The following is a 21064-nucleotide window of genomic DNA, read 5'->3' as shown; positions in this document are numbered from 1 at the left end:
TCGAATTTGCAGCTGACCTGCGGCGTTGTCCGAAGATGTCAACTCGTTATCGTGCGAACGAGTGCATACCGGACACATGCGTGTTACAAACCTTGATTAGTTGATCGCGAAGATAAAAGAAGGCAGGTGACCCGTGACGCAGGAAGAGCACTTCATCCGAGCGGCGGGTGGCACCGCTCTGCCGACCAGCCCTGCCGCGTTGCGCCGGGCCAACCTCTCTCTCGTGTTGCGCCGGTTACGCGACAATGTGTCGTCCCGGGCCGACATCGCCGAGGCGACCGGCCTGCACAGGGCCACCGTCTCCAACCTGATGGCCGAGCTCCTCGATCGGCGGCTGGTACGGGAGGTCGGCATCGAGCACGCCGGTGCGGTCGGCCGTCCCCCGCGGGCGGTGGCGCTGCACGGCGCGCACGTCGGCGCGCTGGGCATGGAGATCAACGTCGACTACATCTCGGTGCATGGCACCGACCTCAGCGGCCGTGCCCTGGTGGAACGCCGGGTCGGCTTCGACACGGTGGGCAGCGGCCCCGACCGTTCGCTGCGCCGGCTCGGCATGGTGGCGCGGGAGGCCATCGAGGCGATGAAGCGGGCAGGGGCCGTCCCTGCCGGAATCGGCGTGGCGGTACCGGCACTGGTCGACGTGGCGCGCGGCGTCGTGACCTTCGCTCCGAACCTGCACTGGCGCGACCTGCCGCTGGCCGCTCGGCTGTCGGACACGCTCGGCCCGCTGGGCATCCCGGTGATGGTGGACAACGACGCCAACCTCGCGGCCCTGGCCGAGCACACTTCAGGCGTCGCCGCCGGCGCACCTCATCTGGTCTACCTGACCGGCGAGGTCGGCGTGGGCGGTGGAATCGTCGTCGACGGCAGGCTGCTCCGCGGTGCGGACGGGTTCTCCGGCGAGGTCGGGCACCTGCCGGTGGATCCGGCCGGCGCCCGATGCGGCTGCGGGCGGCACGGCTGCTGGGAGACCAAGGTAGGGCTGGCCGCGCTGGTGCGCATGGCCATGCCCGAGCAGGCGTACGAGCTGGCCGGCCTGCCGGTGTCCGACCCCGAGGAGCGGGCGACGGAGATCGCCAGAGGGCTGGCCGGAGGTGACCACCGCATGCTGGAGGCGGTCGCGGAGGTCGGACGGTGGCTCGGGCTCGGCGGCTCGATCGTGGTCAACCTTCTCAACCCGCGGGTGATCGTCGTCGGCGGTTACTTCGCCACGCTGGCCGAGTGGCTGCTGCCGCACGCCCAGGCGGAGTTGGAGCGGCTGGTCGTAGCCGGCCCCGCCGCCCAATGCCGGTTCACCGCGTCCAATTTAGGCTTCGGCGCCGCGTCCCGCGGCGCCGCGAGCATGGTGATCAACCAGCTCATCGACGACCCAACCACGATCATGGATCTATTGCCCCTGCCGACAAGCTAAAGACGGCCCCCAGAGCCTGGAGACTGCACCCTCCAGTAACCGAAGTATCCACCACCAGTAAGCGGCAACGAGCGCGGCGGCGCGCGCCTTGCCTGACGTCCCCCCGGTCAGGAAAGGGATTCCTACATGTCACCACGTTCCCGAACGTGGGCCAGGCTGCTCACCGCGGCCCTGCCACCCAACCAAACTCGTTCCCTAAGCCGAACGACAGCAGCGACGATGGCGCTGGCACTCATCCTGCCGATCCTGTCGCTGTTCGCCCTGCCGGCGAGCGCCGCGAGCGCCGCGACCGCGGCGGCGCCCGACTTCAAGGTGCTGGTGTTCTCCAAGACCACCGGCTTCCGGCACGACTCGATCCCGGAGGGCGTCGCCGCGGTCCAGAAGTTGGGCCAGGACAACAACTTCGCGGTCGACACGACCGAGGACGCCACGAAGTTCACCGACGAGAACCTGAAGCAGTACCAGGCCGTCGTGTTCATGTCCACCACTGGTGACCCGCTGGGAACCCAGGACCAGAAGGACGCCTTCCAGCGCTACATCAAGGCCGGCGGCGGTTACGCCGGCGTACACGCCGCTTCCGACAGCGGGTACAGCTGGGCGTGGTACAAGAACCTGGTCGGCGCGTACTTCAAGTCGCACCCGACGCCCCAGAACGCCACGGTCAAGATCGAGGACCCGGAGCACCCCTCCACCAAGGGCCTGCCGACCTCATGGACCAGGTATGACGAGTGGTACGACTACCAGTCGAACCCGCGTGGAACGGTACATGTGCTGGCGTCCTTGGACGAGAAGTCCTACACGGGCGGCACCATGGGCATCGACCACCCGACGGTGTGGTGCCAGGACTATGACGGGGGCCGCTCCTGGTACACCGGGCTCGGCCACACCAAGGAGAGCTTCGTCGAGGCGAACTTCCTGCGCATGCTCCTCGGTGGCATCCGGACCGCCGCGGGCGCGGTGAAGGCCGACTGCTCGGCCTCGCAGAGCGGCAGCTTCGAGAAGGTCGCACTGGACAACAAGACGTCCAACCCGATGATGCTGGACGTGGCCAAGGACGGCCGGGTGTTCTTCATCGACCGGCTGGGCGACGTGCGCATCATCAAGCCCACCGGCGGCACCGTGACCGCCGGGCACCTGAACGTGTTCACCGCCAACGAGAGCGGCCTGCTCGGCATGGTGCTGGACCGCAACTTCGCCACCAACGGCTGGATCTACTTCTACTACTCGCCGACCGGCGTGAACGTCGACCGGCTGAGCCGGTTCACCATCGTCGGCGACACCCTCGACATGGCGAGCGAGAAGAAGGTCATGGAGGCGCCGGTGCAGCGGGCCGAGTGCTGCCACCACGGCGGCGGCATGCTGATGGATCACAAGACCGGTGATCTGTGGCTGGCCACGGGCGACAACACCAACCCGTTCGCCTCGGACAACTACACGCCGATCGACGAGCAGTCGGGCCGTTCCCCCTGGGACGCGCAGCGCAGCGCGGGTAACACCAACGACCTGAGCGGCAAGCTGCTGCGTATCCACCCTGAGGCGGACGGCACCTACACCGTGCCCGCGGGCAACCTGTTCGCTCCGGGTACCGCCAAGACCAAGCCCGAGATCTACGGCATGGGCTTCCGTAACCCGTTCCGGATCGGCCTTGACCCCAAGACCGGGTACGTGATGGTGGCCGACTACGGCCCGGACGCCTCGGCCGCCAACGCCAACCGGGGTCCGGAGAACACCGTCGAGTGGAACGTGGTCACCAAGCCGGGCAACTTCGGCTGGCCGTACTGCATCGGCAACAACACCCCGTACGTCCAGTACGACTTCGCCACCAAGAAGTCGGGGTCGGCGTTCAACTGCGCGGCGCCGGTCAACAACTCGCCGAACAACACCGGCCTGACCAACCTGCCGCCGGTGACCCCCGCGACGATCTGGTACCACTACAACACCGACCAGCAGAACTTCCCCGAGCTCAACGGTGGCGCGCCGATGGCGGGCCCGGTCTACCGCTACGACGCGAACCTCGCCTCCAGCACCAAGTGGCCCGCGTACTGGGACGGCAAGGCGCTGTTCGGTGAGTGGAACACCAACAAGATGTTCTCGTTCCAGCTGAACGAGGACACCACCAAGCTGGTGAAGATCAACCAGATCCTGAAGTCCATGAGCTTCAAGCGGCCCATGGACATCAAGTTCGGCCCCGACGGGTCGATGTACCTGCTTGAGTGGGGATCCGGTTTCGGTGGCGACAACGCCGACTCCGGTGTCTACCGCATCGACTACGTCAAGGGCGTCCGGCCGCCGGTCGCTCGCGTCACGTCGGACAAGACCGACGGGCCGCTGCCGCTGACCGTGAAGTTCTCCAGCGAGGGCTCGCGGGACCCCGACGGCAAGCCGCTCACCTACGCGTGGGACTTCGACGGCGACGGCACGGTCGACTCCACCGAGGCCAACCCGTCGTACACCTACACCAAGGCCGGCGAGTTCAACGCGGTCCTGTCCGTGGCCAACGCCGCCGGCGCCACGGCGCGGGCGAGCGTGACGATCGTCCCGGGCAACACCAAGCCGACCGTCAAGGTTGACCTTCCGCCGAACGGCGGGTTCTTCGACTTCGGCGACCAGGTGAAGTTCAAGGTCACCGTCACCGACCCCGAGGACGGCACGGTCGACTGTGACGAGGTGCAGATCCAGGCGATCCTGGGTCACGACACCCACGGTCACCCTCTGGACCAGCTCAAGGGCTGTGAGGGCGTGCTGCCGACCTCCCAGAGCGGGCACGGCGCCGATGACAACATCTTCTATGTGATCGAGGCCAGCTACGCCGACCACGGTGCCGGTGCGGCCAAGTCCCTCACTGGACGAGGCCAGGTCATCCTGCAGCCCAAGCGCAAGCAGGCTGAGCACTTCGCCGAGACCGGCCGGGTGGCAGGCGGCCTTGGCACTGACGCCGCGGGTGTGCAGGTAGAGACCACCAGCGACCCGCTGGGCGGCACGAAGCACATCGGGTTCATCCAGGACGGCGACTGGTGGTCGTTCGACCCGGTGAACCTGACGAACATCACCGCGATCAAGCTCCGGGCGGCGTCGAACAGCGGCGGTGCGACCCTGCAGGTCAGGGCGGGCAACCCGGAGACCGGGACACTCCTCGGCTCGGTCAACGTGCCGAACACCGGCGGCTGGCAGACCTTCACCGACATCACGGTGAACCTGAACACCCCGCCGACCACGAGCGGACCGCTGTACTTCGTCACGCGCAAGCCGGCGAGCGCGGCGAACGACGCGTTCCTGGTCAACGTCAACTGGGTCGACTTCATCGGAAAGGGCTTCACCGAGAACCAGCGCCCGGTCGTGACCGTGTCGGCGACCCCGACCACGGGCACCGCTCCGCTGAAGGTCGACTTCACCAGTACGGCCACCGACCCCGACGGCGACCTGCCGCTCACCTACAAGTGGGACTTCGGGGTGACCGGCGCGCCGAAGCCGACCACGGCCAACGCGAGCTACACCTACACCGCGCCGGGCACCTACGTCGCCTCCGTGACGGTGACCGACGCCAAGGGCGCGTCGACCACCGAGCAGGTCTCGGTCAAGGTGAATCCGTCCAACGTTCTCTGCCTGTCGGGGCGTTCGGACGACTTCCTTGGGACCGAGCTCGACCGCGACCGCTGGTCGGTCATCCGGGAGAACCAGAACCTCAAGGTCGCCGACGGCAAGCTGGTCATCCCGACCTCGGCCACCGACATCTACGGCGCGGGCGGCAACACGTCGAACATCGTCGTGCAGCCGGCCCCGGCCGGAGCCTGGGTGGCCACCACCAAGGTGACGCTCAACGCCAGGGACGCCTACCAGCAGGCCGGTCTGATTCTCTACGGCGACGACGACAACTACGCCAAGATGGTGCTGCAGGCGCGGGCGACCAACAACCACGCCAACCGCATCTTCCAGTTCATCCGCGAGGAGAACGCCGCCACCAACGAGGTGACGCAGAGCAACACCGCACAGCTCGGGGACGCCTACCCCGACACGGTGTACGTCCGATTCATCAGCGACGGCACCAACATCACCGCCCACTACTCGTCGGACGGCGTCACCTACACCGCCATGCCGCAGACCAAGCCGCTCGCCGGGATCACCAACCCGAGGATCGGCCTGATCGCGCTGGCCAGCACCGGCACCCGGCCGGTGATCGACGCCTCCTTCGACTGGTTCCACATCACCCCGGACGACAAGGCGACCAGGCCGTCCCCGAACGACGAGTTCACCGGTAGCGCGATCGACCTCTGCCGCTGGGACGCGATCGTGCGCTCCGACCCGGCCGCGGCGCGGGTGACCGGTGGCAACCTGGAGATCGACACCTCGAAGGGAGACATCTACGGGGGCGACAACAGCGCCCCGAAGAACTTCATCCTGCAGTCGGCGCCGAACGGCGACTGGACGCTGGAGACCAAGGTCGACGGGTCGGCGTTCAACGAGGCCTACCAGCAGGGCGGCCTGATCGTCTACGCCGGTGACGACGACTACGTGAAGTTCGACTACATCACCGACAACAACGCCGGCTCGGCCGTGAACCGCAGGATCGAGCTGCGCAGCGAGATCGGCGGCGTGGTCCAGGACCCGCAGCCGCAGGTCGGCAACCTGACCGGCGGTGTGTGGTGGCTGCGGCTGAAGAAGGACGGCGACACCTTCCGCGGTTACTACTCGGCCAACGGCACCACCTGGACCGAGATCGCCCTGAACGGCACCGCGACCGCGGTCAAGAACAGCAAGGTCGCCAGCGGAGCCAAGGTCGGCCTGTTCGCCTTCGGTGTCAACCAGACGGCGACCCAGACGGCCAAGTTCGACTACTTCCGTCTCAGCCAGGGTGCCGAGGACAAGACCGCGCCGGTGACGACCGCGGCCACCGCCCCGGCTCAGCCGGCCGGCGGCTGGTTCGTGGGGCCGGTGGCGGTCACCCTGACCGCGACCGACGAGGCGAACGGCAGCGGGGTCGACCGGAGTGAGTACAAGCTGGACAGCGGCGACTGGACCCGGTACGCCGGCCCGGTCACCATCTCCGGTGACGGCTCGCACACGCTGGCCTACCGTTCGGTCGACAAGGCGGGCAACGTCGAGGACGCCAAGACCCTTACGGTCAAGGTGGACGCGACGGCGCCGGTGACGACCGCTGCGGTCCCGCAGGGCAACGACGACGGCGCCTACATCGAGGAGGTGGCGGTGACCCTGTCCGCGACGGACGCGACGTCCGGCGTGGCGGGCACCGAGTACTCCCTGGACGGCGGCGCGTGGAAGCCGTACACCGGGGCGGTCACCGTCTCGGGTGCGGGACAGCACGAGCTGCGTTACCGGTCGACCGACAAGGCCGGGAACGTCGAGGCCATCAAGGTCGTCAAGGTGACGGTGGTTTCCGGCGTCACGCTGAACGCGACCGCCTCGTCCCGCTGCGTGGGCTCGTTGGCGTACGTGGCGGTGACGGCCGTCAACACCAGCGGCGTGCCGGTGACCGTGTCGCTGTCGACGCCGTACGGTGCCAAGGTCGTCGCAGATGTGGCGCCGGGCAGCCAGGCGTACCAGTCGTTCAACACCAGGGCTGGGCAGATCGGCGCGGGCAAGGTCACCGTGACCGGGACCGCGACCATCGGTGGCAAGCAGGTCACCAAGTCCTACGAGGTCAGCTACACCGCGCTCAGCTGCGGCTGATCGGTCAGGCGGCGGTCACAGTGCGTACTGCTGGGGCCGCCGCCCTCGCTGAACCCGGGGCCGGTCGAATCGGCCGGCCCCGGCCCCGGCCTTCAAAGATGGAGCATTCATATGAGAACCAAGAGAACCACCCAGATACTCGCCGCGTCGGTGCTCGGCTTCGCGCTGGTCGGTCTGGCCGGTCCCGCACTGGCGGCCGACGGACCGGACAGCGACGGCATCGACGTGTCGGTGAAGATCGAGCCGCTGCGCGTTCCCGGTCAGGTGTCGATGACCGTCGCGGACAACAGCGGGGTGACCCTGAACGAGAACGGGTCCAACGCGGCTGCCCGTCAGTTCGTCGGTACGTTGCCGACGGTCACGGTGGCCGACACCCGGCTTCCCGATGAGATCCCCGCCGGGGACTTCTGGGCGGTGGTCGGCCAGGCCAGCCAGTTCAGCGCCGCAGGGAGCGCCTCGACGATCGGGCCGGAGTACCTGGGCTGGACTCCGCGTCTGCTGAACGGATCGACCACCGGGGTGGTGGAGGCCGGTGAGCCGGTGTCCAGCGTCATCTCCGACGGCACCGGGGCGGCCGCGGTGGGTCTGCAGGGCCAGGAACTGCTGGTGTCGACCGCGAACTCCGCTGACGAGATCGGCACCTGGCAGGTCAACGCCGATCTGGTGCTGCGGACTCCGGTGGATGTCACGGCCGGCAAGTACGACTCGACCCTGACGCTTTCGCTGTTCAACCAGTCCTGAGCCGGCGGCGGTACGCCCCCCGGCGGGTGCGGGTGCCCGGGACATGCGCCACATGTCCTGGAGCACCCGTGCCGCATTCCGCACCCATCAGCAGATACGTCCATCAGGAGGTGGCGGCCGTCAACCGGACCAAGGAAGCGACGGTGATCCGGAACTCGCCCCGGGGCCGGGTACTCGCGTTCGCGTTCACATTCGTGCTCGGCGCGCTGCTCGCAGGTGCCGTCGTCTACGTGGTGACCATGCCGAGTTCGACCGATCGGATGGTCGAGCAGATTCGCGCGGAGTCCGCCCTCCGGGACAAGGCACAGATCAAGACACTCACCGAGCTGGCCCGGACCACTCGCGACCGGCTCACCCCCATGCTCGAAGGCCTGAGCCGGGTCCTACCAGCCGAAGGCGCCGCCGGACCCGCCGGACCCGCCGCGGTGACCGCGGCCGATGTCGAATCCTGGCAGAAGGCGGCCGACGCGGCCGAGGCGGGCTTCGCCGACCCGCCCTCCGGTGAGACCGCCACCAACCTGGCGAGATCGGGCCTCGCCTCCGCCGTCCGGCAGCTCGCCGTCACCGTCGACAGCTACGCCGCCGCGCAGGAGCTCACCGGCGCGGCCCGCGCGAACGCGCTGGCCCTCGTGGCACGGCAACGCGCGGACGCGGTGTTCACCTGGTCGGTCGGCGCCACCGCTCTGGACTCGGTGAACGTCGACGCGGGCTATGGGCACCAGCACGTGTTCCTGCCGATGTCGCCCGGCGAGGGGGCACTCACTCCGGATGACGCGCCAGAGGGGGAAGGCGAGGAGCGTCACCCCGAGTGACCCTCTTTCAACCTGGGTGACGCGCCTGGTTTCCCGGCTCGCCGAATCCCCGAAAGGCCGATGAGCACTGGGCGGACTCAGCCGGTCGTGATGCCTGATGAGCAGGGGTGTGTGCGGCCCGTCAGGCGGCCAGCGAGATCGGCTCAGGCTCCGCGGCCCGCTCCCGTAGCGGCTGGACGCCGGCCACGGCGGCGGGCTCGCGTGGCAGGAAGCGAGCGGCCACCGCGATGAGCACGCCAAGCACGACCGCCACGCCGAGCGCCACCCGGAGGGTCGCGGCGTGGCTCAGGAAGCCGATCACCACGGGGCCGAGGAGCAGGCCCGCGTACCCCATCGCGCCGGTCTGGGCGATGGCGGGACCCGGGGTCACGGTCGCCGTGCCGGCGAGCGAGATCGCCATCGGCGAGACCGTGGCGACGGCGAGGCCGATGAGGATCATCCCGCCGACCGCCACCAGGGGGGACGACGTGGTGATCACGATCGCGAATGCCGCGGCCGTGGCGAGCCCGGCGACGCTGATCAGGCGGCGGGCGCCGAACGCGGTGCGCAGCCGGTCACCGGTGAGCCGGGAGACCAGCATGCCGGCCTCGAAGATCGGGTAGCCGAGGGCGGCGACCGCCTCGGGGGCGCCGATGGTGTCACGCAGGAACAGGCCGTTCCAGTCCGCCACCGCGCCCTCGACCATGAAGGCGCCGAACGCGATCGCGCCGAGCAGGTACACCACCGGGGGCATCCGCCGCCGCGCCCTGCCGGAGCCGGTCTCAACGGGCGCCGTGTCCGGCAGGAAGCCCCGGCTGAGCAGGTACGCCCCGGGCGCCGACACCAGGGCGACCGCGGTCAGGTTGGCGGTGAACGACACGCCCGTGGAGATGGCCACGGTGCCGAGCAGGCCGGCCGACATGGCGCCCACGCACCAGCCGGCGTGCATGCCGTTCATCAGCGGGCGGCCGTAGGCGCGCTCCACCGCCGAGCCCTGGGCGTTCATCGCGACGTCCACGGCCCCGAAGAACATGCCGAACAGCCCGGCCGCGACGATCATCGCAGGGAACGACGGGGCGAACGCCACCCCGAGCAGGGACGCCGCGCAGAGGGGAGCCCCGACCCGCAGGACGGAGCGGCTGCCCGCCCGTGCCATCACTCCGCGCATGGCCTGCATGGTCACCAGCGCTCCCAGCCCCCACGAGAGGAGCACGACGCCGACCGAGGACTCTGACAGGCCGAGCTTGTCGGTCAGCGCGGGGATGCGCACGGTGAACGTGCCGCACATGAGGCCGGCGAGGACGAAGGTGAGGATCGCCCGGGAGCGGGCGGTCCTCAGGTCGGGGGTCATCACAGGGTCCTTTCAAGGTTCTACACAGGGGTGTAACGGTGTGGGGGGAATGTGGGGCACCGTTCCTGGTCCGCAAGGGCCGTCCAGGAACCGGGTCCGCGGGGGCCGTCCCCGGAACCACGTCCGGACCAGGAGGCACCCCGCCGCGCTCAGGCGGGCAGGGGAAAGCCTGCCGTGCTCAGGCGGACCGGGGGAGTACGGAAGCGGACCTGCGGGTGACGGGTTGGGACCGTACGGAGACGGCCGGGGTCAGGCGGGGCCGCGCGCGGGGACGGCCCTTCCTGGCCGGCCAGGAAGGGTGGGCACCTGCGGGGTCAAGGGCTCGCGAGCAGCGCCAGGAGCCCGCGGTGGAGCTCCTCGTAGTGGGCCTCGCCGTAGAAACCCGGGTCGTGGGTCACCACGTCCCACAACCCCTCGCAGGCGAGCCGGACGATCTGGGCCGCCATCGGGTCGGCCTCGGCCTCCATGCCCTCGCGGTGCCACCGGGCCATCGCCTCGCGCAGCGGCGCGAGCAGTTCGGGGTCGCCGGCCGCGCCGGTTACCACCGCCCAGCGTCTCAGCCGCCCGCTCTGGATCGCGGTGAACGTGGCGGCGAGGTAGGCCCGGGTGTAGGTGCTCTCGTCCTGGGCGGCGACCAGCTCGTCGAAGTCGGCGATGAGCCGTTCGATCATGCCCTTGATCAGGGCCTCTTTGGTGCTGAAGTGGTAGAGGAGACCGCCTTTGCTGACGCCGGCGCGCTCGGCGACGGCCGACAGGGTGAGGCACTGGGCCCCCTGATCGGCCAGCAGCCTTTCCGCCGCGTCCAAAAGCTCATCTTTCCTCACATCCGTAACTATACCGTCCAGACGGTACAGTTCTCAAACTGGGTACCCTGGGTACGTCATGGCATACCTAGACCACGCGGCGACTACGCCGATGCTCACCGAAGCGATCGAGGCGATGACCGCACAGCTCGTGCGCGTCGGCAACGCCTCCTCCCTCCACGCGGCCGGCCGCCGCACTCGCAGGGTCGTCGAGGAGTCGCGCGAGACCATCGCCGGCGCACTCGGGGCACGGCCGAGCGAGGTCGTCTTCACCTCCGGGGGCACGGAGGCCGACAACCTCGCCATCAAGGGGCTCTTCTGGGCACGCCACCAGGCCTCCGGGGCCGACCGGGTGCTGATCAGCGCCGTCGAGCACCACGCCGCCCTCGATCCGGCCCACTGGCTGGGCGACCGGCAGGGCGCGTCCGTCGAGCTCCTGCCCGTCGACGAGTACGGCCGCGTTCATCCCGGCACCCTGCGCGCGGCGATCGAGAGCGATCCGGGGCGCGTCGCCGTGGTCAGCGTCATGTGGGCCAACAACGAGGTCGGCACCATCCAGCGCATCCCCGAGCTGGCGGCGATCGCCCGGGAGCACGGCATCCCGTTCCACACCGACGCGGTGCAGGCCGTGGGGCAGTTGCCCGTCTCGTTCTCGGAGTCGGGCGTCGAGGCGCTCACCCTGTCCGGGCACAAGGTCGGCGGCCCGATGGGCGTGGGAGCGCTGCTGCTGGCGCGCGGCGTCGACCCGGTTCCCGTCCTCCACGGCGGGGGTCAGGAGCGCGACGTGCGCTCGGGCACCCTCGACGCCCCGGCGATCGCCGGGTTCGCGGCGGCCGTGCGGGCGGCGGTGGAGCAGCGCGAGGAGAAGGCCGCCCGGCTGCGCGCCCTGCGCGACGAGCTGATCGCCAGGGTCAGGGAGGCGGTGCCCGACGTGATCCTCAACGGCCATCCGGACGAGCGCCTCCCCGGCAACGCCCACTTCTCCTTCCCCGGGTGCGAGGGCGACGCGCTGCTGATGCTGCTCGACGCCAAGGGCATCGAGTGCTCGACGGGTTCGGCCTGCTCCGCGGGTGTCGCCCAGCCGTCGCACGTGCTGCTGGCCATGGGGTCCGACGCGGTACGGGCGCGCGGGTCGCTGCGCTTCACTCTCGGGCACACCTCGACCAGGGCCGACGTGGACGAGCTGGTCGAGGTGATCGGCGGCGTCGTCGAGCGGGCCCGCCGCGCCGGGCTGACGTAGGGCCCTATGGCGGGCGTGGTACGTCCGTGAGGGAGTGCCGGGCGGTCACTCCTTGATCTGGAGGCCCATCGAGCGGGCCGTACCGGCGATGATCTTCTCCGCCTGGTCCAGGTCGGTGGTGTTGAGGTCGGGAAGCTTCGTGCGGGCGACCTCGCGGAGCTGCTCCCTGGTGATCGTCGCGGCGACGTCGTGCCCGGGCCGCGCGCCGCCGCCGTCCAGCCCGGCGATCCTGCGCAGGAGCGAGGCCGTCGTCGGCATCTTGGTCACGAGGTCGAACGACCGGTCCTCGTACACGGTGATCTCGGCGGGCACGACGAACCCCCGTTGGGACTCTGTCGCGGCGTTGTACCGACGGCAGAAGTCCATGAGGTTGATGCCGAGCGGGCCCAGATCCTTGCCGACGGTCGCGGGGCTCGCCTCCCCGGCCTTGACCTGCAGCTTCACGACTCTAGTGATCTTGTTCTTGGCCATGCTCGAAACCGTAAAGTGTCCAGTTACTGGAGACTCAACTGAGATAATCGAGGGCATGGCTCGCGAGACGTACACGATCGGGCGGCTCTCCAAGCTGTCCGGCCTTCCGGTGAAGACGATCAGGTTCTACTCCGACGTGGGCGTCCTGCCCGAGCGGTCCCGCACCCCGGCTGGCTACCGGGTCTACGGCGAGAGCGACCTGGCGAGGCTGGAGCTCGTCCGCACCCTTCGCGACATCGGCGTCGATCTCGCGACGATCCGCTCCCTCGGCGAGCGCGACCTGCGCCAGGTGCTCGCCCTCCACCTGCGCACGGTGGAGACACAGCTCAAGGCCCTGCAGCGCACCCGGGCGGTCCTGCGGGCCACGCTCGACCGGGGAGACACCTCGGAGGCCGACCTGCGCAGGCTCAACACGCTCGGCCGGATCGGCGCCGCCGAGCGCGAGGCGATGATGGACTCCTTCGTGGCCGAGGTCGGGGGAGGGATCCGCGCCCGCGAGCAGTGGCTGACGCGGCTGCGGGAGGCCATGGTGCCCGAGCTGCCGGCCGAGCCGACCGTCGAGCAGCTCGACGCCTGGCTGGAGCTGGCCGAGCTGCTCTCCGACGACGACTACCGGACGAGCCTTCGCCGCCAGAGCGACGACTTCTGGCAGAGGCGCGAGCGCGACGGGGAGCCCGGCCAGACGAGCTGGGACGAGACCAACGAGGCCGTCACCGAGATGGTGCTCGCCGCTCTCGACGAGGGCGTGGAGCCGGGATCCGCCGCCGCGGGCCCGATCCTCGACCGGGTGGTGTCCCTTCTGGCCACGATGCACGGCGAGACGGACGGCCCGGAGTTCCGCCGGTCGCTGTCACGCGGCTACGAGGAGCACGACCCGCGTGCCGTGCGCCACTGGGAGCTGGTCGCCGCCATCCAGAACACCCCGTGGCCGCACCCGCAGACCCGCGCCCACGCCTGGATCGCCAAGGCACTGCGCCTCAACCTCCCCTGACCCGCCCACACGTCAGCCCAGCGGCCCCGCCTCGAACGGACCACGCCCCCTCGACACGGGCCCCCTGGCGCTCGACTCATTTGCTCGGCGTGTCGCCGCTTCCGCCCGTAATAGAGATATATGGATGGCCGTTATTCATTGCCTGCCTCGGCCATGTGCACATATGCCGTGGCATTTGCAGTGAGGTCGGAATCAAAACCGATTTATCACTAGATCCGGACAATTAACTGAGATAACCTGCAAGGCTCTGTTGATCACGGATGACGATGAACAGGTGGGTCCGGCAGGATGAGCACGCATATCGAGGAGCTGGCGCAGCGGTCGCCCAACTTCGGCTTTCTGCTGCCCCATGAACCGATGCTCGTCCTGGACGGTGTTTCCGCCGAGTCGCACGTCCACACCGACCCTGACGCGCGATCGTGCTCAGGTACGGTCACGTCCGCACCGAAGGCCAAAAGCAGAGGATGCCGGTGCCACCCTCGGTGATGCGGCCTCTTTGTCCGTGGGCCTTTCTAGAGGGGTTCGGGGGCTGTGGAAGACGACCTCGACCGCGAGAGCGGCCATGGTTTTCTGGTCCGCGCCGCTCAGCCCCGCACGGTTGAAGTGGAAGATGAGGTGGTGGGCTAGGACGGCCCGCAGGCCGCGCTCGAGTTGGCCGTGGCGGTTCAGAGCGGCCAGGGTCTGGCCGGCTTTCTCGAATGCGGAGATCCACGACTCATAGCCGGCCAGCGGCCCGCCCTTCGCGGGGTTGCACAGGCCTCGGGCGTCGACGGCCATGAGGGTGTGCATCGCGTCGAGGAGTTCCTGGACGCGCTCGGGGTCGGCGGGGATGGCGTTCCGGTGCGGCCGGAGGTCGCTGACCCTGACCCACACGTCGCCCTGCTCAAACCAGTCCAGACCGGCGCCGCGCAGCAGCGCGCCGCACAGCAGAATCGACGTCTCCCGCCGCCCAAGCGCCCGGCCGGTCTCAAGCCAGCGCAGCAGTTGGTGGCTGTCGGCGTGGAAGAGGGCACACGCGGCGTCCATGCCTGCGGGTCCGCCAAAGGCGACAGGCTCCAACTCGCAGACGCTAGGACTCCACGACATGCCCTCGCCGGCGCCGGTCAGGGCGTGGAGTACCGTGTCGGCGGCTGTGGGGCTGGTGGGCAACCACCGGAACCGCCATTGTTCCTTGCGGATGAAGAACCAAGCCGAGATGAGCCCGCGGCCCTCGGCGTCCCGCAGGACCGGGCCGACGCGCGCCACGGCGAGGTGTTCGGCGTCGCCGCGGTCGGCGAAGGTGACGTTGGCTTGCCGCCAGTGAACAGGCCGCACAGGTACCTCTCTTTTGGTCATCGGAGCAGAAGACACGCGTCCCAGGAGGTGGCGGGTGTCGCACGGTGGGCGAGGGAATGGAGGGCAAGCCCGTAGCCCGCGGATCCGGTCAGGAACCCGGGTGGCGTGTCGGCCGCGGAGGGGCTGTCCAGGAGTAGTTCGGCGACGCGGAGGAGCGGCAGGTCGTGGGGGGCGAGCGCGTCGTCCGCGAAGGCGTTCACAGTCATGAACAGTCCCGCCGTGCCGTGACAGAGGCCGCGGTCGACGATCCGCCGGAGCTGGTGCGGGTCGTTGAGGCAGCCGGTCAGGGCGGATTCGGCGGTGCGCCGGCGGGCGGTGTCGCCGGTCGCCAGGGCGGCGAGTTGCTGAGCGCGCGCGATTGCCGGGGTGCCGTAACACCAGGAGGGGCGCAGCGGCTCGGCCTGGGTGCTCCGCCCCTGCTGGAGTTCTGTAAGGGTGACCATTTCGGGCCACCAGGGGTCGCCGTGGTGGTCCTGCTGCCAGTCGTCCAGCCAGGCGCAGATGCGGCCGATGGCCTCCAGCTGGCCGTGCACGACCAGGCCGTCTCGGGCGGTGAGAGCCAGAAAGGCCAGCGGCCCGCAGATGCCGTGGGCCATCCCGTTGTTGCCGTGCCCGCCGGGCGGGTCGTCGGCGGCGCGCCTGGCCGATGACATCGTCCACCAGCCCGGGAGGCCGTCCACTGGTTCGGTGAGAGCAACGAGGTAGGCCAGTACCTCCTTGACCAGGTCGCCGCCGGGGTCGCGTCTCCACAGGTGAGCGCCCAGACCGGTCAGGCCGCTGATCAGGTCGAACTCGGCGAGGGCGGGCCGGTCGCGGCGCGCGAGACGCTGATAGGCGGCGTTGAGCCGGTCCCGAGTGACGGCCGCCACGCCCCCGTCCAGGCCCGCTTGCGCGGGCTCGTACCCGGGTTGGCGCGCGGGGTGGAGTGCGAACGCGAGCGCGGGCGCCCCATGGTAGAGGCAGGCGCTGGCGCCGATGGAGAGTTCGTCCTGGGTCGCGGCGGCCAGCCAGTCGTGCGCGTCCTGCCACCCAGCCAGGCCCGTGGCGGTCCGCTCGATGTGCAGGAGCGCGATCCCGGCGGCTCCACCGCTGAGTGACTGGGCCGGCGGCCCGACCGGGCGAGGCGCCCTGAGCTGCTGGGCTATGTCGTCGGCGTGGCGGCGGGCTCGCTTGTGAATGTCGATGGACCGCTCCTTTCTTCTCGTGCGATCAGGCCCTGGGCGATGGCCCGGGCCAGCCGCATGCAGATCCGCTCGGATTCGGCGTCGATCCCGACCATGCGGGCGTGGTGCAGATGCAGCAGGTCGCCCATGCCGGTGTGGGCGTCGTGGGCGTCGAGCTGCGCCCGGTAGCGGGTGAGCGCCGCCCGCCGCCGCTCCAACACCCCCGGCGGAACGTCCGCTGGGCGCCGCGCCTGCCTCAGCACCCCCCGATCGAGCGCCGGGGCCCCGCCGTGGGTGATGTGCTCCACGAGTCGGCGCGGCCCGTCGGCGCCGAGGAAACCCGCCGCGAGGTCGACCAGGCTGTTCGCGGTCGCGGCCTGGGCGTTCGCTGTGGTGCGCAGCTGCGCGACCGCGACCGCGGAGTCCGCGGCGAACACGTCCTCCGCCGCGGCCAGAGCCCGGCCCGTGCCGAACCGGCCGGCCTCGGGCCGGTAGGTGTCCAGTGTGAAATCGCGGAGCAGCCCGGCACGGCCGACCTCGCGCGCCCATTGCCCGACTGAGCGGGCGGCGGGCCCGTACAGGTCTCCGTTGTGCAGGCGCAACCGGACCCGCAGGTGCGGGGTGGGGGTGTCGTAGCGGATGAACCACCAGTCGTCGGGGGCGCCATGCTCCCACTCGGCGAGCAGGGCCGGTAGGTAGGTGGTGAGCAGTTCGGTCTGGCGCCCCGGGTGCCCGAACAGTTTCGCGCACAGCCAGGGGGAGTCCCCGGGCAGGTGGCCGGGGCCGTGGTAGATCCGTTCGGGCCGCAGCGGGCGCGTCAAGGGGCGGGGCGGCGCGGTGGAGGCGAGGGGGACGACGATTTCGTGGGGGCGGTCGCCGATCCAGCCGTAGTCGGTTCCGTCCTCGGCCAGCGCCGCCGTGCCGGTCCGGTCCAGGTGGCGGCGCAGGAGCGCCAGGTGTGCGCCCTGGGTCAGGTCCAGGCGGATCAGAATGTCGTCGTCGCCGAGCCGCACCGAGTCCGGGATGCGGTGTGAGTGCCGTTGCTTCTGGAACTCCCGTACCCATTCCCCAGTGGTGGCGGCCGGGGCGGGCAGGGTCGCGGCGGCGAGGTTCCACCGGGCCGGGCTGAGCACCGTGCGGCCGTACCGTACGCGCGGCAGAAAGGCGAACCGGTCGGCGACACGGCCCCAGAAGAACGGGGTGCAGGGCGCGGACGTTCCGGTGCTGGCCTCGCACAGGAACCGGGCCAGCGGGTGGGCGCCGTGGCGCAGGTCGACCGCGTTCAACATCAGCGGCTCGACCGCGCGCCCGCGCGACAGCGACACCAGGACAAAACGGCGGGCGTCGGCGGTCACCGCCAGGTCGTCGAGGTCGACCGCCGAGTCCAGCGGGTGGCGGTGTTCCCCAAGCGGCAATACCGGCAGGACGTCGGGGATGCGGGCGAGGGTTTCGACGCGGGCGGACAGCGGAGGGCTGGACAGCTGCACGGCCATCGCGCCTGCCGTGCCCGTCGGAAGGCCACGGTAAGCCTCGACGATGCGGCCCCGCTCATCGGCGTCGAGCAGATGCAGGAACCGGCCCACCGACGTCCCGGCGTGCCGCGACGCGCAGACCACCGTGAGGGTGAAGTGCCCGGCGTCCAACGCGGCCGTGGTGGGGGCGTTCAGGCTGACCCGCAACTCCGTGTGAGGGACTGTCCCGGCGCCGCCGCCGCTCTCCAGCTCGGCCACCATCTCCTCGTCAACGACCAGTTCGGCGCAACCGTCCAGGGCGGCTTTCTGGGCGAGAACCGCCAACGCGACGTCCCTGCGCGCCAGAGGCGGGTCGTCTTTGTAGAGCGAGCCCCGGAACCCTGCGGGGTAGCCCAGCCCCCTGTCGGGGTCCAGAAGCTCCCGGACCCCGACCAAAGCGCCAGGGCCATAACGGTCAACGAACGCGGCGTGGTAAGCCTGCCAAGCGGGCCGCCCCGGGGCTACCCGGACTAAAATCGCGGCGGCTGCCTCAACCTCACGGATCACGATGGGCGGGAGGCTGATCGAGCAGTCCACCCGCAGGCCGACCGCCAGGCGGCGGCCTGGGTCGGGGGTGGCGGGGGCGGTCTCTAACCCGTCGAGCTGGGCGGCGATATAGGCCAGGGGATCGGTGGCGGTCATCGGGGGCCGCACGCCCGTGAGCAGGATCCGCAGGCGCACCAACTCGGTGAGCATGCCCTCGATGACCGTGACCGGTGTCTGGGGGGACTCGGCGGTCAGCCTCGCCAGGACATCACCGAAGGCAACCGGGGTCCTGGCCTCCTGGAGGGCCATGCGGACCGCTGCGGTGTAGCGCACAGACACGTCCGACACCGGCCCCTCGGCGGACGCCTGGCACGGCACCACCCAATCTCCGCCCCGCGCGAACCCCACGTTGTTCGCCATGACCGGCAGCTGCCGGAGCAGTTCCGGCTGGCTCTCCAGGGCGCTGATCGCCTCCGTGAGCCAGGTGGAATCCGGCTGGCGCACGGCGGCATGCCGTTCACCGAACAGGACCGACGCTGTAGGGGCCAGATCGACCGGGGCGACTCCGGCGAACAAGCCGAACGGTGTGGCCCGGCTCCTCCACCGCAGGAGATAACGCATCAGCGCCTCGGCCGCGCGGCGGATCTGGCGCGGCTTGAACCCGCCGGGGTTCTCGCAGAACGCAGTGAGGGCGCGAGCCAGGTCAGGGCTCGCTACTTCAACTACGTCGGCCACGCCCGCCAACGGCCAGACCTGGCGGACCCAGTCCGCCGGCCCGGCAACGTCGTCGTTGGTGAGGTCTGGCCAGGGCGGGAGGACCAGGTCGTCAGGGTAGGCGGCGACGCGAATGACGGCGGCGTCCACCGCTCGAAAGCCTGGTTGATGCACTCTGGTCCTCCGTTCGGAGCGGGGGTGTTCCCGGCCCGAACGGAGGGGCAGGGAACACCCGGAGAGGTCTAGCAGTTGGCGACGCCGGCGCTGCCCGGGGTGGTACCGCAGTTGTCGCTGGTGCAGTCCTCGGTGTCGACCCGGGTGACTGCGGGGCCGGTAGCAGCTAGGCGGACGTCGAGGCGGAAGTCGGTCGGCTCCATAACAAGATCCTTTCGGTTCGGAAGGTTGGGCGGTGCTACCTGGCCGTCGGCCAGGAGATCACGAGACGGGAGTGCTTCTTTTCCAGCACGAACCCGTCGGGCAGGTCGGCGTCCGGCGTGCCGACCGGGTGGACTTCCAGGCGAGGGCTCGGCTGTCCGGCTCGGTCCCACGCGGCGATCTGCTCGGCCAGTAGCCGCGCGGACCGCTCTGCCTGCGGGCCGTGCGCGAACGAGCCGAACTCGCGGGATTCGCCGCTGTCGCCGACCGGGCGGGGCTTGGCGCGGTAGGCGAGGTTGGGGCCGTCCACGAACGCCGGCGTGCCGTACGGCCACGGCAGCGCCACAGTGCCGTCGTCGATGGCCTTCTGTGACGCGGTGATCAAGCAGAAGCCGGGCAGGGTCGCGGCGAGCCACAGATCCTGGTCGCTGAACGAAGTCTTCGCGCCCACGGTGATGCCCGTCCACACCTCGGCGCGAGGCAGGTCCAAGACGCCGGACAACGCCGCCACCTCGACGCTCTCCCGCTCGTCCTGCCACAGTCCGACCGCGTCATCGTCCCGCAGCGGGGTCCCGGTTCCCCTGTGGGCTCCGGCGCCCTGCATGGGCACTTATGGGGATCGTGGCGTTACGCCGATGTCGGAGCTGGCGGCCTTGAGGGGCGCTGTTGGGGGTGGATCGTTGTCGGCATAATCTGCTCTCCTGACACTGATCCGTGGGCCGGAGCCCTCACTCAGCTTTCCTCCCCCCGGTCTTGGAAGACCTTGAGGGTAATCGCGACGCTCACGACGGCGATGGCGGCCGCCGCGGGTCCCGCCTTCTCGAGCGCCTTGTCCCTCGCCTCCGCGGCCGCGTCCATCCATCGTCTCTTCTCAAATGACTGGCGGCCGGACTCGATCCCGAGTAGCCCGCGGAAGTCATGGACGCCGGTCGCAACCTGGTTGCTTGAATCCACCACAGCCCGGGACGGAGCCGGCTGCAGCAGCACCTTCGCGTTGGCCGTGCCGACAGCCACATCCATGCGGGCCAAGAGAGACTCTGTGCTCTGCGAGATGACTTCCAGCCGGTTCTGGCGGTCAGCCTTCAGTCCCCACCGACGCGCGTCCAGCTCCTCCGGAGACTTGTCCAGCGCCCGGTCGAGGTTGAGTTCATCGAACGCGTCCTGCAGTTGGAAGCATTCAGCCAGGACCGCGAGCCACTTCTTGACCTCGCGCTCCGCCTCCTCGGCCGCCTTGGCAAGGCCGCGAATCTTGGTCTTGCCCTCCATCTTTTCCGCGATCGCTTCCAGTTGAAGCAACGCATACTCCTGGACGCCCGCGATCTTCCCCAGCGCATCCTGCACCGTCGACCACGAGTCGTCGGTGACCCGGCCCTCGTACTCCCGCATGGTCGTGGCACGCCCGATCAGTGTGCGCGCTCCGCGCATGTCTTTCAGCACGGTGCCATCGACCTTGCGCAGCACGTCGTCGACTTTCTCGTCGATCCTGGCGAGATAGGCGGTGATCTCGGCCATGGACTGTTGCAGCGCAGCCTGCGCCATGATCCCCGCGACACCAGAAAGCATCGCCGGGTTCAGCAGCGAGCTGGGACCCTTCACGAATTCGACGAATGTCCCGATCTGGCCGCCCTTCTTTCCCAGGACCACACCTGTGGGGTTCCCCGTCTTCATGGCTTTCCTCAGCCCGCATTTGTTGATCAGGTGTGCTGACTCCTTAGTCGTCTTCAGCCAGCGGCCTGAGTTGGCGGCAACCTCGGAACCTGCCTGCGCTACTACGGCCCCTGTACCGAGGACGGACTTGAGTCGCTGTCCGAGGTCCTTCGACGACGACCACAGGCCCTCCGAGACGAGGAATTCTTTGACAGCCGTCGGATCGCCGGTGACCACCAGGCCGTCGCCGTCGCTGATCAACTGAATCTCGCTATCCATCGTCGGCTCCCAAAATGGCTCTTCGCAGGTGAGGTTAGTCGGGGTGGTCGAAGTCTCCCATCCCGGGCCA

14 protein-coding genes are annotated in these 21064 nt (G+C 69.6%); 6 read left to right on the top strand and 8 right to left on the bottom strand.

Annotated features, from left to right (window positions below; genetic code table 11):
- Positions 1 to 133: 133 nt before the first annotated feature.
- From ACOZ38_RS39260 to ACOZ38_RS39245, 4 genes are all read left to right on the top strand, one after another.
- Positions 134 to 1411 (top strand): ROK family transcriptional regulator, encoded by a 1278-nt coding sequence (locus tag ACOZ38_RS39260; RefSeq protein WP_424535985.1) that lies wholly within the window; start codon positions 134 to 136, stop codon positions 1409 to 1411.
- A gap of 219 nt (positions 1412 to 1630) precedes the next feature.
- A complete protein-coding gene (locus tag ACOZ38_RS39255) occupies positions 1631 to 7096 on the top strand; it encodes a ThuA domain-containing protein (protein ID WP_424535984.1) in 5466 nt (1821 codons plus the stop codon).
- Positions 7097 to 7207: 111 nt separating this feature from the next.
- Positions 7208 to 7837, top strand: coding sequence for a hypothetical protein (locus ACOZ38_RS39250; protein ID WP_424535983.1), 630 nt, complete (start codon positions 7208 to 7210; stop codon positions 7835 to 7837).
- A 68-nt stretch (positions 7838 to 7905) separates the two neighbouring features.
- On the top strand, positions 7906 to 8649 hold the full coding sequence (locus ACOZ38_RS39245) for a hypothetical protein (RefSeq protein WP_424535982.1): 744 nt from the start codon (positions 7906 to 7908) through the stop codon (positions 8647 to 8649).
- A 121-nt stretch (positions 8650 to 8770) separates the two neighbouring features.
- Here ACOZ38_RS39245 and ACOZ38_RS39240 read toward each other — a convergent pair whose 3' ends face one another.
- Positions 8771 to 9979 (bottom strand): MFS transporter, encoded by a 1209-nt coding sequence (locus tag ACOZ38_RS39240; RefSeq protein WP_424535981.1) that lies wholly within the window; start codon positions 9977 to 9979, stop codon positions 8771 to 8773.
- A 314-nt stretch (positions 9980 to 10293) separates the two neighbouring features.
- Entirely contained in the window at positions 10294 to 10803 is a 510-nt protein-coding gene (locus tag ACOZ38_RS39235; RefSeq protein WP_424535980.1) for a TetR/AcrR family transcriptional regulator, read from the bottom strand.
- 58 nt (positions 10804 to 10861) lie between these two features.
- Here ACOZ38_RS39235 and ACOZ38_RS39230 point away from each other — a divergent pair, with 58 nt between their 5' ends.
- Positions 10862 to 12022, top strand: coding sequence for a cysteine desulfurase family protein (locus ACOZ38_RS39230; protein ID WP_405141240.1), 1161 nt, complete (start codon positions 10862 to 10864; stop codon positions 12020 to 12022).
- Positions 12023 to 12067: 45 nt separating this feature from the next.
- On the opposite strand, the gene rplK is transcribed toward ACOZ38_RS39230, so the two are convergent.
- A complete protein-coding gene (gene rplK, locus ACOZ38_RS39225; RefSeq protein ID WP_424535979.1) occupies positions 12068 to 12493 on the bottom strand; it encodes a 50S ribosomal protein L11 in 426 nt (141 codons plus the stop codon).
- A 55-nt stretch (positions 12494 to 12548) separates the two neighbouring features.
- Between rplK and ACOZ38_RS39220 the strand changes: the two genes are divergently transcribed.
- On the top strand, positions 12549 to 13484 hold the full coding sequence (locus ACOZ38_RS39220) for a MerR family transcriptional regulator (protein ID WP_424535978.1): 936 nt from the start codon (positions 12549 to 12551) through the stop codon (positions 13482 to 13484).
- 423 nt (positions 13485 to 13907) lie between these two features.
- On the opposite strand, the gene ACOZ38_RS39215 is transcribed toward ACOZ38_RS39220, so the two are convergent.
- The 5 genes from ACOZ38_RS39215 to ACOZ38_RS39195 form a co-directional block, all read right to left on the bottom strand.
- Positions 13908 to 14819, bottom strand: a complete 912-nt coding sequence (locus ACOZ38_RS39215) for a thiopeptide-type bacteriocin biosynthesis protein (RefSeq protein ID WP_424535977.1) — start codon at positions 14817 to 14819, stop codon at positions 13908 to 13910.
- Positions 14816 to 15964, bottom strand: coding sequence for a lanthionine synthetase C family protein (locus ACOZ38_RS39210; RefSeq protein ID WP_424537169.1), 1149 nt, complete (start codon positions 15962 to 15964; stop codon positions 14816 to 14818). Before ACOZ38_RS39210 ends, ACOZ38_RS39215 begins: the two co-directional genes overlap by 4 nt.
- Positions 15961 to 18843: a lantibiotic dehydratase gene (locus tag ACOZ38_RS39205; protein ID WP_424535976.1), complete on the bottom strand. Its 2883-nt coding sequence runs from the start codon at positions 18841 to 18843 to the stop codon at positions 15961 to 15963. Before ACOZ38_RS39205 ends, ACOZ38_RS39210 begins: the two co-directional genes overlap by 4 nt.
- A gap of 262 nt (positions 18844 to 19105) precedes the next feature.
- Positions 19106 to 19678 carry a hypothetical protein gene (locus tag ACOZ38_RS39200; protein ID WP_424535975.1) on the bottom strand — a complete coding sequence of 191 codons (573 nt, stop codon included), beginning with the start codon at positions 19676 to 19678 and terminating at the stop codon, positions 19106 to 19108.
- Positions 19679 to 19800: 122 nt separating this feature from the next.
- The gene (locus tag ACOZ38_RS39195; RefSeq protein ID WP_424533563.1) at positions 19801 to 20994 is read right to left on the bottom strand and encodes a hypothetical protein; all 1194 of its coding nucleotides are present in this window, start codon (positions 20992 to 20994) and stop codon (positions 19801 to 19803) included.
- Between the last annotated feature and the right edge of the window lie 70 nt (positions 20995 to 21064).

Origin of the sequence: Sphaerisporangium viridialbum, assembly GCF_049674955.1 — a bacterium.
Taxonomy (GTDB): Bacteria; Actinomycetota; Actinomycetes; order Streptosporangiales; family Streptosporangiaceae; genus Sphaerisporangium; species Sphaerisporangium viridialbum.
This window is presented reverse-complemented; position numbering and strand designations above follow the sequence as displayed.